Annotated in this window: 11 protein-coding genes; 7 read left to right on the top strand and 4 right to left on the bottom strand. The window is 54.8% G+C overall.

All coding sequences use genetic code 11. The features are described from left to right. Nucleotides 1–49: 49 nt before the first annotated feature. Together nrdR and IPM21_14385 are read right to left on the bottom strand one after the other, a co-directional pair. Nucleotides 50–550, bottom strand: coding sequence for a transcriptional repressor NrdR (gene nrdR, locus IPM21_14390; GenBank protein MBK9165068.1), 501 nt, complete (start codon nucleotides 548–550; stop codon nucleotides 50–52). A gap of 6 nt (nucleotides 551–556) precedes the next feature. Beyond that, nucleotides 557–1,642 carry a flippase-like domain-containing protein gene (locus IPM21_14385; GenBank protein MBK9165067.1) on the bottom strand — a complete coding sequence of 362 codons (1,086 nt, stop codon included), beginning with the start codon at nucleotides 1,640–1,642 and terminating at the stop codon, nucleotides 557–559. Between the two features lie 251 nt (nucleotides 1,643–1,893). Here IPM21_14385 and IPM21_14380 point away from each other — a divergent pair, with 251 nt between their 5' ends. The 6 genes from IPM21_14380 to IPM21_14355 all read left to right on the top strand — a co-directional run bounded on the left by IPM21_14380 (nucleotide 1,894) and on the right by IPM21_14355 (nucleotide 7,664). Further along, nucleotides 1,894–2,460: a sigma-70 family RNA polymerase sigma factor gene (locus IPM21_14380; GenBank protein MBK9165066.1), complete on the top strand. Its 567-nt coding sequence runs from the start codon at nucleotides 1,894–1,896 to the stop codon at nucleotides 2,458–2,460. Nucleotides 2,461–2,538: 78 nt separating this feature from the next. Continuing rightward, complete coding sequence (locus IPM21_14375; GenBank protein ID MBK9165065.1) at nucleotides 2,539–3,255, top strand: hypothetical protein; 717 nt, start codon at nucleotides 2,539–2,541, stop codon at nucleotides 3,253–3,255. Beyond that, nucleotides 3,252–4,019 carry a B-box zinc finger protein gene (locus tag IPM21_14370; protein ID MBK9165064.1) on the top strand — a complete coding sequence of 256 codons (768 nt, stop codon included), beginning with the start codon at nucleotides 3,252–3,254 and terminating at the stop codon, nucleotides 4,017–4,019. The genes IPM21_14375 and IPM21_14370 overlap by 4 nt, the downstream gene beginning before the upstream one ends. 94 nt (nucleotides 4,020–4,113) lie before the next feature. After that, nucleotides 4,114–4,314 carry a hypothetical protein gene (locus tag IPM21_14365; protein ID MBK9165063.1) on the top strand — a complete coding sequence of 67 codons (201 nt, stop codon included), beginning with the start codon at nucleotides 4,114–4,116 and terminating at the stop codon, nucleotides 4,312–4,314. Between the two features lie 394 nt (nucleotides 4,315–4,708). Next, nucleotides 4,709–5,386 carry a M23 family metallopeptidase gene (locus IPM21_14360; GenBank protein ID MBK9165062.1) on the top strand — a complete coding sequence of 226 codons (678 nt, stop codon included), beginning with the start codon at nucleotides 4,709–4,711 and terminating at the stop codon, nucleotides 5,384–5,386. 124 nt (nucleotides 5,387–5,510) lie between these two features. After that, nucleotides 5,511–7,664, top strand: a complete 2,154-nt coding sequence (locus IPM21_14355; protein ID MBK9165061.1) for a S46 family peptidase — start codon at nucleotides 5,511–5,513, stop codon at nucleotides 7,662–7,664. A gap of 195 nt (nucleotides 7,665–7,859) precedes the next feature. Here the strand turns inward: IPM21_14355 and IPM21_14350 are convergent, their stop codons facing one another. Beyond that, nucleotides 7,860–8,663 carry a transglycosylase domain-containing protein gene (locus IPM21_14350; GenBank protein ID MBK9165060.1) on the bottom strand — a complete coding sequence of 268 codons (804 nt, stop codon included), beginning with the start codon at nucleotides 8,661–8,663 and terminating at the stop codon, nucleotides 7,860–7,862. A gap of 150 nt (nucleotides 8,664–8,813) precedes the next feature. Here IPM21_14350 and IPM21_14345 point away from each other — a divergent pair, with 150 nt between their 5' ends. Continuing rightward, nucleotides 8,814–10,109, top strand: a complete 1,296-nt coding sequence (locus IPM21_14345; GenBank protein MBK9165059.1) for a glucose-1-phosphate adenylyltransferase — start codon at nucleotides 8,814–8,816, stop codon at nucleotides 10,107–10,109. A gap of 69 nt (nucleotides 10,110–10,178) precedes the next feature. Here IPM21_14345 and IPM21_14340 read toward each other — a convergent pair whose 3' ends face one another. Then, nucleotides 10,179–11,426: a VWA domain-containing protein gene (locus tag IPM21_14340; protein ID MBK9165058.1), complete on the bottom strand. Its 1,248-nt coding sequence runs from the start codon at nucleotides 11,424–11,426 to the stop codon at nucleotides 10,179–10,181. Nucleotides 11,427–11,469: the final 43 nt, after the last annotated feature.

Here is an 11,469-nt window from a genome sequence, read left to right as displayed (position 1 = left end):
GCTGCCGAAAGCCGCTTGTTTTGCTACACGTAGGACATAACACTCTGCCCTACTTCTTCTTTTTCTTTTTCACCGCCGCAACCGCCGTGGTCATCTCCCGCGACTGGACCAAGTTCTTTAGCTCGGTCATAAAAGCGGTTACATCCTCAAATTCGAGATAAACGGATGCAAAACGGACATAGGCGACCTTGTCTAGCTCCTTGAGCCTTCGCATTATCAGCTTGCCGATCTCGTTGGTCGCGAGCTCGCGTTCGGCTGCGTCCTGAACCCTTCGCTCGGCCTCGTTTACGATACCCTCGAGCTGAAGGGTCGAGACCGGCCGCTTTTCGCAGGCGCGGAGAAGTCCGGCCATTACCTTATTTCGGTCAAACGGCGCTCGTTTCCCATCCTTTTTGACGACCATGAACGGGATTTCATCGATCCGCTCGTAGGACGTGAACCGGCGGTTGCACTCGAGGCACTCGCGCCGCCGGCGAATGAGGTCGCCATCCTTCGCTTCACGCGAATCTACGACCTTGTCTTTAAGATAGCCGCAATAGGGACATCGCATTTTTCACTACTCCTGTCGATCTGTTTCCGCCGAGTTCGGCGCTTCTGATTCGATCTCCTCAACGGCGTGCTCGCTTGAGAGAAGGCCGCGAAACCGCTCAAGGCTGATGTCCCCGTGGACAAAGTAATATATCCCGAAGAGCAGTGCGGGAGCAAAATAAACAAGGTGCATCGCGATCGACATCGCCGCAGCATCTTCGTTTCGAATGTCGGGTTTTAGGAAAAGCAGGCTCGCAGCAGTTGCAGTATGAAATGCCCCGGCAGCACCGCCGGGCGTCGGGACGACCGAGCTCACGACAGCAAAGCCCATTATGAAAAGCGAATCGCTGAACGTCACCGGAAGATCGAAGGCGAGCAGGACGAACCACGTCGGCAAGGCGATCGCGAACCAGAGCGAGAGCGTCCAAAACGACGCCAATGCCGCCTGTCGCCAATTCTTCAAGATCGCAAGTGCCGCGGCAAGCTGCCGCATCAGGCTGAGAATTATCTTGCGAAGGCGGGCCGGAATGAACTTTCGGTCGGTAAGGTCGCCCACCACCTCTATAGCCCATTCGGCGACGTGCTGGTACACGAAGAGCAATGCGAAACCGACCACAACGGCGGCAAGCATTAGATAGCCCGCCAGAGCGACGTTCGCGAACTGCTCTTCCCTGCCGGCAGGCGGGGTGAACCAGACCAAGTTTGCCGCGAAAAGAATTGCCAAAGCAGCTAGATCGAATATCCGCTCAAGCCCCAAGGTCACCAACGCAGCCGATGGCCTGACGCGTTTGTCGCGCATCGGAAGCCACATCGGCCGGACGATCTCGCCCGCCCGCCCGACAAGAAAGATCGCCGCAAAGCCGACCGTCGTTGTAGCAAAAAGCTCCTTGAGGTTAGTTTCCGTTATCGGGGCGAGAAGCACCTGCCATCTTACCGCTCGCAGAAAATAACCGAGACAGATAATGAGCACCGAGATGCCAAGTAAAAGCGGATCGGCCGCCCGAAATGCGGTCTGCACCTGCTGCCAGTCGAGGTCCTTTCCGAAATACCAAAGGATCAGCACCGCGACCGCGAGCAGAATGAAGAAATTAAGGTTGCGTCGAAAATAGTTCAAAGCCGAATTCATTATAAAGCCCCGCATCAACGGGGCCGCTCCGCCGCAATGACGAAACGATAAAAATACAGTAATATCCTCGTAATTGCGAACCTCGCGAACCCTAAACAATTTGACGATTTTGGGAACATTACCGCCGCCGCGGTCGTAATCCCACATTGACACGGCCCGGCTTTAGGCCTTGTTGCTTTTTTAGAGCAACGTCAGGAGAGGAGCAAATAGCCTTGGGAGCACTTAAAGCGACTGTCGAAATGAACGGTCCCGAACTCGCCCGTAGAGCGAGCTCAGGCGACAGTTCGGCATGGGAAGAGATCGTAACGCACTTCTCGCGGCGGATCTTTAACCTCGCCTATCGCTTTACCTCAAATCCGGAGGCTGCCGAAGACCTGACGCAGGAAGTGTTTATTCGTATTTATCGAACGCTCGATCAATACGACGCGAAGCAGGGCGACCTGGCCAATTGGCTGATGCGGCTTGCCCGCAATTTGATAATCGATGATTACCGCCATCGGCAGCGTAACCCGCAAAATTCGATGGCAGAGGCGGTCGATGACCACCATTATCATCTTCGGGCCGTCGGCGGCTCCGCTCATCGCGAGTTGGAACGGCGTGAATTGGCGGCTCAGGTTCAGGACGGAATAAACAAACTGCCGCCGGACCTTAAGACATGCGTGATATTGCGCGATATCGAGGAACTCACTTATCAGGAGATAGTTGATGTTCTTCAAATTCCCGAAGGAACAGTGAAGTCAAGGATCAATCGGGGACGAATAGAATTAGCGAAGATACTTAGGAGAATGAGGGTCGTGACGGTTTAAGGCAATTGCTTTGGCAAAATTAAGTCCTTTTTACCGTTCAATTTACAAGGGGTTATGGTTATGGAGCAGAAAGCGGCAATGAACTGCAGCACCTTCGAGGAAAATCTATCTGATTTTGTCGAAAAGCAGCTGAACTCGGCGACTTACATGTCGGCGGCCGCCCATGCACTACAGTGCCCGCTCTGCCACTCTCTCCTCAACGACGTCAAAGATTCGATCGCGGCCTGCCACTCGCTCAGCGAGGCCTTACCGGCTCTTACACCGCTTGAAGCAAAGATCCTCGAACGCACGTTGCCCGAGGCGAACATGGTCTGCAACGAATTCGAAGATCACCTGACCGATTATCTCGACGGTTTTCTTCCGGCAGGCGTGTTCCATCGCTGGGAGCGGCACGCAGCGCTTTGCGATGATTGCACGGATCTTCCCGGAATGGTCGTTCGCTCGCTTGCGACGGTCGTCGAATTCAAACTAGATGAACTTCCGGTTCCAGCCGGACTTCACCAAAGGATCTTTGCGGCAACTTCGGAAGCCGCACAAGTAAAAGTAAAAGGCCCGTCGCTCACCTCGCGAATTTGGGACGCGATCTCAGGGATCCGAATACCTTTGCCAATACCGCAGCTCGCTCCGGTTGCTATGATGCTCGCTTTCGCGTTTCTTTTCATAAGCCAGGGCGTCTCGGCAGACGGAACGCTTACGGATGTTTATAACAAGAGCCTGCAGATCGCCGAGCAAAGTTACCGGCAGAGTTCCGAAGCCCTTAACCCGGCCAATCGAGGCGGAGGTGAAAGCCGATGATCTGTGGCTACCATTCACAGAACCCTGCGAATGTGCAGTGCAACGCCTGCGGCAAGCCGCTCTGCCCTTCCTGCGATCATCGCATCAAGGGCTTTCCGTATTGCCAGGATTGCATTGTCGAGGGGGTGGATAGGCTCCGGCACAATAACCGCTCGGAATACGCACCTTTCGTCAAGCGAAAGACGATCCCGTTTTTTGCACTTTTACTTTCGTTCATTTTGCCCGGCCTCGGTGCCGCTTATAACGGCCAGACCGTAAAGGCACTTGTTTATTTCGGAGTCTTCGTCGGGTTGTTTCAGATGGCCGTACTGACCGGCGGAACTCCGCTTTTCGTACTCGCCTTCTTCGGAATGTGGGCATTTGCGGCTCTCGACGCTTGGCGGACCGCTCAGATGATCCGCTCGGGCATTACGCCGAATGTCGCCGAGGACGTACTCGTCAAACGTTTCTCCGGCAACCCAAAGCTATGGGGCGTTAGTCTAACCATTTTGGGTAGCGCGATCCTGCTTCAAAATGTTTTCGACTTCCGCTGCATCATGCGCGGTGTCGTTCCGGCAATGCTGATCGGGCTCGGGATATACATCCTTCGCGGTTATGTTTTTCCGGAGAAGAATGATGAGGATAAGTGGTCAGATTTTGACACCGCAAAGCCAGCTCCGCTTTTCATGACGGCCAGGAGCGGCCGAGGCTTTGACTCCGAAAGCGGACGTCGCTATCCGGAAGAATCTCCCCGCGGCCGATCGGGCTGGCGAGATGGTAGATAGTTTTTGATTGTATTCCAAAGGTCCCGATGGTTTATGATAGTGATCAAGCTATCGGGCTTGTAGTAAATAAAGAGGTAACAATATGCCGGTTTGGATGAAAGCAGCAGGAAAGTGGGGAAGCATTTTGGTGATCATCGCCTTGGTGATCACATTGCTCAAGCAGGTTATCGCGTTCATTGGATTTCTTACGGGAGCCGTTAAGCTTCTGATCATCTTGGCATTCATTGCCGTCATCGTTGGCGTCGGATTTCTGATCATAAAGGGAATCAGCGACAGTAGACGAAATAATAGTTAGCAGATTCGCCGAATCTATAGTAGGCTTTAAGAGTCCGTTTCCTAGCCTTGGGCACTTGCCTCAGGGTTAGGAATCTTCTATATTTGGACATTGCACTTCATTGAGAGCACCTTTTTGCACTGCCTGCTAAGGCCTCTCGAAAAGTTTTACCCTAATTTAAGTGCCCCGGTCTCGCGTTAGTCGCTTGCGGCTGATCCTGCGTGATTCCGAATGTCGGGAAAATAATTTCCGGCCTTAAGAACAACAAAAGGAGCTTTAAAGCATAATGCAGAAAAACGGCAGGGTTTTCACCTTTCTTTTTTCATACAGGTTTAGGTCAAGAGTAGTAATTCGCCGCGTCGAGATCCAAAGATCCCTCGTTCAAAACGGGGTCCTTGGTCTCGCTTTCGTTTTTATGGTGTCCGCATTGGGCGTCGGAGCATACGGCATTATTTCTTCATACGATACTGCAATCATAGATAACGGCCTCGCTCAGGCCCCAAACCAGCTCGCAACCGGCGCCGTCACCAATCCGAAGATATTCGATTACACTCGCCCGGCAGCATCGAGCCAGATGGCACAAAATGCTGGCGGCCCGTCGCTCTCAGAGCTTTCGAGCGAGGATGCCGAGATCGAAAGTCAGATTCGCGTTATCGAAACAACCGCCGACCCGGCGACCATTCCAAACATCTGGGCCCACTCAGGAAAGATCAATAACGAATTTGGTTTCCGCCGCAATCCGTTCGGCGGCCGGAGCTACGAATTTCACGCAGGCATGGACATCGACGGAGAACGCGGCGATACGGTCGTCGCTCCGGGCAAGGGCGTTGTGACCAAATCCGGCTGGCAGGGCGGCTATGGCAACATGATCGAGATAGATCACGGCAACGGCATTACAACTCGTTACGGCCACCTGGCGAAGATCGAGGTCGCCGTCGGTGACGAGATCGCACGCGGCCAGCTTATCGGCTTTGTCGGTTCGACCGGCCGATCGACCGGCCCGCACCTACACTACGAGTTGAGGCTTAACGACCGCCCGATCAATCCACGTCGCTTTCTTCCGACAGAACCGATCGAAATAGTGAAAAACTAGTTTCCGCCAAAAAGCATCTCAAAAGCCGGGCTCTCCCGGCTTTTTTTCGTGGTTCGCATCCAATTGCGAAAGCGGATATACTTTCCCTGCAAGCGATTTAAGTCCACATTCGGGGTTACAGAATATGATCAAGAAGTTCACATTTTCAGCAACATTGCTGATCGTTCTTTCACTCTCTTTGAGTAGTGTTTCATTCGCCTTCACCACATTCGATGAAGGCATGTTCAAGCCGGACAAGATCTCGTCGCTACCGCTCAAAAAGCTCGGCCTCAAGATCAAGGCCGAGGATATTTACAACCCTGCCGGCGGCGGATTGACCGAGGCAGTGGTTCGTTTGAGCATCGGCTGTACGGCCGAGTTCGTCTCGCCCGACGGCCTTATCCTCACCAACCATCACTGTGCTTTCGATGGCCTGGTTTCGGCCTCGACGCCTGAGAACGACCTGGTCGAGAACGGTTTCAAGGCAAACAACCGCGGCGAAGAGATACCGGCCAAAGGCTATTCGATCTTCGTCACCGAACGCATCGAAGACGTGACCGCAAAGGTCCGCCAGGGCACGGATTCACTCTCGGGCGACGCCCTAACCGCGGCCCTCCGGACCAACGCCGAAAATCTGCAAGTTGCCGAGCAAGCAAAAGTTTCGGCCGGTTCCGTTATTCGCATTCAGATGCTCAATAACGGCTACTTCTTTTATCTCTATCAGACCAAGCAGATCAAGGACGTCCGCATCGTCTATGCCCCGCCGCGTAACATCGGCGTTTTTGGCGGCGACCCTGATAACTTTGAATGGACACGACACACCGGTGATTTCACATTCATTCGTGCATATACCGCTCCGGACGGCTCCTCGGCCGAATATTCGCCGAACAACGTCCCGATGAAGCCGAAACGGTTTTTGACGATCAACATCGGCGGCCTCAAAGACAACGACTTTGTTTTCGTCCTCGGTTACCCGGGCGGCACCACGCGGTATCGCGAGTCGCAGTCGGTCGAATACGCCCGCGACGTGAATTTTCCGTTCCTCTGGACGTGGTTGCAGGCACGTGCCGATGCTCTCAGAATGGTCGGCGAGACCGACGAGAAAAAGCGGATCGATCTTCAGTCAGATGTCGCTAATTTTGATAACGCTCGCAAGGTCTACTACGGCGGAATGTGGCGGCTTCGCCGTTCGCAGGTCGTGGAAAAAAGAAAGGCCGAGGAAGAGGCATTCGCTCGCTGGGTCGCGGCGAATCCGCAGCGTCAGCAGAGATACGGCACGGTGCTTCAGGAGCTCGCCGCAGTTTCCGCAAAGTCGAACGCCATAGCTAAACGCGACGTTCTGGTACGGCGGATCCCGGATGCGACCATGCCCGTCTTCCGTGCGATCTTCCAGGCCGTTAGCGAAGGCAAGGTGCTGAACGAAACCGAACGGCGTGCAAAGCTCGACGAGATCAAGAAAGCACTTGAAGGCCGCGAAGCGATCTACGAACGCGAGATGCTGAAGTATTTCCTCAATGCCTTTGCGGAGCTTCCCGAAGGCCAGAAGTTCGATGGTGCCGAGAACCTCTTCGGCAAGGTTTCAGGGAAGGCTCGCAGCGACGCTGAAGCCAAGTTCGCTGATAACATCGCCAATGGCTACTGGACCCCCGAAACAATCGCTGCACTTTACGGGCCGCAGACAATGGACTACCGTCCCGAACGCGACGACGTTGTCGCATTCGCTCGGGCACTCATCACGGCACGCGAGGAAGGAGCCGCCCGTGCGGCAGAATTTGGTGCGAGCATCGACCGGCTCCGCCTTCTCTATCAGCAAGGAATGGCCGAAATGAAAAGCACTACGCCTTACCCGGACGCGAACTCGACCCTCCGCTTCAGCTATGGCTATGTAAAGGGATTCTCGCCGCGTGAGGCGGAGTATCGCACGCCGTTCACGACGATGAAGGGAATGCTCGAGAAGGACACGGGCATCAATCCGTTCGATATGCCCGAGGGCCTCAAGCGGCTGCAGGCTGCCAAGGACTTCGGCCGTTTTGGCTCCGGCGATAGTGTCGTCGTCAACTTCCTTTCTACCAACGACATCATTGGCGGCAACTCGGGAAGCCCTGTGCTAAACGCCAATGGTGAACAGGTCGGGCTTGTTTTTGACGGCAATTACGAAGGACTCGGCAACGACTTCTACTACGACCCGAACATGAACCGGACGATCTCGGTCGATATCCGATTCGTGCTTTTTGTTACGGAAAAATTCGGCGGTGCCGGCTGGATCCTTAACGAGATGAAACTCGTCGGTGGGAAATAATACCGCAGATCAACGGTCAAAAAAGAAGCTGCCCGCTTGATCGCGGGCAGCTTCTTTTTGACTTACGAAAGCCTAATCGGGCGGCTTGCGTGGCCTTACGCTTTGTTCGTTTTACCACCGTCGGCCCGCCGTACCCGCGGCGCCCGCCCCCTTTGCCTCAACTCTCCCCCCCGCTGTCGTCCGCTACCAGGTGTCCTAATAGTTGAGCTTCATCGAATTCATGTGCCGCAGCAAAACCCGCTGCCGACGGACTACGCGTTTTCGGTTCTTCTCCGGGTTGAAAATATTTAACGGGCTCGGGACCATCGCGGCGAGAAATGCCGCCTCTTCGCGTGAAAGGCTCGATGCCGATTTCTTAAAATATGTCCGGGCCGCGGCTTCGGCCCCGTAAACACCGTCGCCCCATTCGATGACGTTCAGATAGATTTCCAATATTCGCTTTTTCGAAAGTTCACGCTCAAGAAAATACGTGTAAACGGCCTCGCGTCCCTTGCGGAAAAAACTCCGCTCTTCCGAGAGGTAGAGATTTTTCGAAAGTTGCTGCGTTACGGTCGAGGCTCCGCGCTTAAAGCTCGGCATCGGCAGAATCCAGTCGTCCTCGCTCGGGGCACAGTCCTTTTTCGGCGTGTTTGCGGCCTTCGCCTGAGCCTCGCATTCCTCGCGTGCCTCTTTTTCGCCCTCTTTCACAGCCTCGTCCCAGGCCTTTTGGATCGCTTCCCAATCGAACCCGTTATGCTCAAAGAACCGCGAATCCTCGCCAGCCAGAACGGCCCGCTGCAGGTTCGGCGAGATCTGCTCGATCGGCATCCAGATCATGTACTTTTTCGGCTCCTTGCCGTCGGCCTTTGCCTCAGAGATGCGATACTCGATCAGCGACGACGTGACCGGATTCTCGGTCTTCAACGAAGAGATGCTCGGAAATGTGATCAGCTCGTATCCAAGCCAGAGCCCCAGTGACCCTAGCAGTACCAAGAAGATGACTTTCGTCCAATACCACATAATTAGGGTTAGTTGTCGTCGAATACCGGCCGGTTGTCAAGTTTCGCCCGTCTTGCAGGACTCGTTCGCCGAATCGGAAAATAGCTCTTGATGCCGAGCGATATTTGCGGATATTCTTGTTCACAGCCAGTTAGCCAGTTTAGAATTTTTATGTCACTCGAAAATCAGGTCCTCGCGGTCATCCTCGGCGGCGGAGCGGGCTCAAGGCTCTTTCCGCTAACACGCGAACGGTCAAAACCGGCCGTCCCGCTTGGCGGCAAGTACCGGCTAATTGACGTCCCGGTCTCGAACTGCATCAATTCGGGCGTGACGCAGATCTTCGTCGTGACTCAGTACAACTCCGCCTCACTAAACCGCCATATTTCGCAGACGTACCGTTTCTCAAGTTTCTCGACCGGTTTCGTAGAGATCCTCGCCGCGGAGCAGCGGCTCGACAGCCCCGGTTGGTTTCAGGGTACGGCAGATGCTGTCCGGCAGATACTTCCCCACCTTCGCGATTGGCGGGTGAAGACGCTGCTGATACTTTCCGGCGATCATCTTTACCGGATGAATTACAGAGAATTTCTGGAACGCCATACGGAGACCAATGCCGACCTGACCATCTCCGTGATTCCCGCCAACCCCGAAGACGCCCAAGGGTTCGGCCTGCTCAAAACCGACACCGACGGGCGGATCATCCAGTTTCGCGAAAAACCGAAAGGCGACGCTCTCGAAGAAATGCGGGTCGATACGACTGCTTTCGGCCTCGATACGGGCGATGCTGAACGCAAACCCTACCTCGCCTCGATGGGAATTTACCTTTTCGACTTTGAAAAGCTCGTTGCACTTCTTAGCCGCTACCCGGATGCTGATGACTTTGGTGGAGAGATCATTCCGGCAGCGATAAGTGACCATAACGTCCAGGCCCATGTGTTCAACGAATACTGGGAAGACATCGGTACGATCAAGGCCTTTTACGATGCCAACCTCGATCTCGCCTCACCGCTTCCGAAGTTCAATTTCTTCAATGCCGCGGCACCGATCTACACTCGCAGCCGCTATTTGCCGCCCTCGAAGATACAAGACTCCGACATCGGTAATTCGTTGGTCAGCGAAGGCTGTATCCTCAACGGCGTTTACGCACGAAACTCGATAATCGGGCTTCGCAGCCGGATCGATAGCGGTGTCCGGGTCGAGAGCTCGATCATAATGGGTTCGGACTTTTTTGAGTCGATCCCCGAATTACGCGAGAATATCGATTCCGGCACTCCGAATATCGGCATTGGCCGCGACACGCAGATACGTCGTGCGATAATCGATAAGAACGTCAGGATCGGAAAAGGTGTCAGGCTGATGAACGAAGCGGGACATAACCACTACGACTCACCGGACCAGACATTCTATATCCGCGACGGCATAATCATAGTGCCCAAAAATGCCGTTATCCCCGATGGCACCGTGATCTAAGATCAAGAAAGCAAAAGCCCGAAGACGGCCGCAAAGGCTCTCCGGGCTTTTTCATTTTATGGAAGGCTGCTAATTCCCTGCGTACGAACGGTCGCCGCTTCCAACGATGTAGCTGTTCCGTGCCCGAACGACGAGATTCGGCCTCATCACCCGTACTCTCAACTGCCGCCGCTCGCCGGCCTGGCCGGCCGTGTCGGGATAAAACCCGACCGAATATTGCCGCCGAAGCTCTTCGGCAATTCCGGAATAGGCCGAGTCAAGATCGCGAAGCGAATCAGCCTCAAAGCTACGCCCGCCGCTGTTACGCGAAAGCGTTTCGAGATATTGCCGACCTCGGGCGTATTCTTCGGGGCTTGTCCCGGCCGCACCTGTGTTTCCACCGCCGCCAATATTGACGCTGCCGCCGGTTATTATTGCTCCGAGGATGTCGCCCCAACCTCCGCCTCCGCGTCGCCTAGGCTGAGGGTTATAAACGCCTCCGCCGCCGTTGCGCCCGTAGTCTCTCTGCGTATTGTAGCGGATAGAATAGATCAGAACGTCGGTTTCCTCAGCGTCACGTAGCGTGCTCTCAAACGTGCTTCGCCGGCCTGACGTCGTATCGACGCCATCTGAAAATACAACGATCGCCTTACGGCCTTCGATCATCTTGAACTCTCGGTTGAGCATCTGGTCAACTGCCGAATAAATACTAGTCCCATTGCCGACCTCGGCCTGCCGGATCGCCCTCGCGATCTCAGCCCGGTTGTTGGTCGGCCGCGTCAGCACCCTTGCCCGCTGGTCAAATGCAACCACCATCACACGGTCGTTTTGCCGAAGCTGTTCGGTAAATGTGATCGCGGCATTCTGTATATCGCCGATCTGGAATGCCGTCGAGGGGCTTACATCGATCATCAGAATGACCGTAAACGGCTGCTCGACCGATTGGAAAAAGCCGATCTCCTGCCTCTTTCCGTTCTCAAATATCTGAAAGTCCCGCTGCTCAAGCCCGCCAACGAACCGCCCGCTGCGGTCAAAGACCGAAACCGGCAACGTGACAAGATTTGTTTCAACGCGGATGACCTCGTCGTCACCATCGGGCGGAGTCGGCGATGCATTGGGATTCCCGACCCTTTGGTCGCCCTGAAGCGTCGGCCGGCGACGCGCAGGATCGCTCACGACCGGTTCATCGTCAACGTCATCCTCGTACCCGTCTACGACGATAGGCGTCGGAGCGGGCGTCGGCGTCGGAACAACGCGGGGTCGAGTGCGGCTGGACTGTGCAATGACGGCAAGGCCGGCAAAAGCAAAAATGACGAGCAAAAGGGCAAATCGCTTCATAGCTAAACTCCGATCCCGAAAACAAAGCAGGGGAAAGCGCGCA

It is taken from the genome of Acidobacteriota bacterium (assembly GCA_016716435.1).
Taxonomy (GTDB): Bacteria; Acidobacteriota; Blastocatellia; order Pyrinomonadales; family Pyrinomonadaceae; genus OLB17.
Note: the sequence above shows the minus strand (reverse complement) of the source record. Positions and strands in the feature narration are given on the sequence as shown.

What these genes read in the sequence shown, in the direction of transcription:
- nrdR (MBK9165068.1), bottom strand. Translation starts at nt 550, where the DNA reads ATGCGATGTCCCTATTGCGGCTATCTTAAAGACAAGGTCGTAGATTCG.
- IPM21_14380 (MBK9165066.1), top strand. Translation starts at nt 1,894, where the DNA reads ATGAACGGTCCCGAACTCGCCCGTAGAGCGAGCTCAGGCGACAGTTCG.
- IPM21_14375 (MBK9165065.1), top strand. Translation starts at nt 2,539, where the DNA reads ATGAACTGCAGCACCTTCGAGGAAAATCTATCTGATTTTGTCGAAAAG.
- IPM21_14370 (MBK9165064.1), top strand. Translation starts at nt 3,252, where the DNA reads ATGATCTGTGGCTACCATTCACAGAACCCTGCGAATGTGCAGTGCAAC.
- IPM21_14365 (MBK9165063.1), top strand. Translation starts at nt 4,114, where the DNA reads ATGAAAGCAGCAGGAAAGTGGGGAAGCATTTTGGTGATCATCGCCTTG.
- IPM21_14360 (MBK9165062.1), top strand. Translation starts at nt 4,709, where the DNA reads ATGGTGTCCGCATTGGGCGTCGGAGCATACGGCATTATTTCTTCATAC.
- IPM21_14355 (MBK9165061.1), top strand. Translation starts at nt 5,511, where the DNA reads ATGATCAAGAAGTTCACATTTTCAGCAACATTGCTGATCGTTCTTTCA.
- IPM21_14350 (MBK9165060.1), bottom strand. Translation starts at nt 8,663, where the DNA reads ATGTGGTATTGGACGAAAGTCATCTTCTTGGTACTGCTAGGGTCACTG.
- IPM21_14345 (MBK9165059.1), top strand. Translation starts at nt 8,814, where the DNA reads ATGTCACTCGAAAATCAGGTCCTCGCGGTCATCCTCGGCGGCGGAGCG.
- IPM21_14340 (MBK9165058.1), bottom strand. Translation starts at nt 11,426, where the DNA reads ATGAAGCGATTTGCCCTTTTGCTCGTCATTTTTGCTTTTGCCGGCCTT.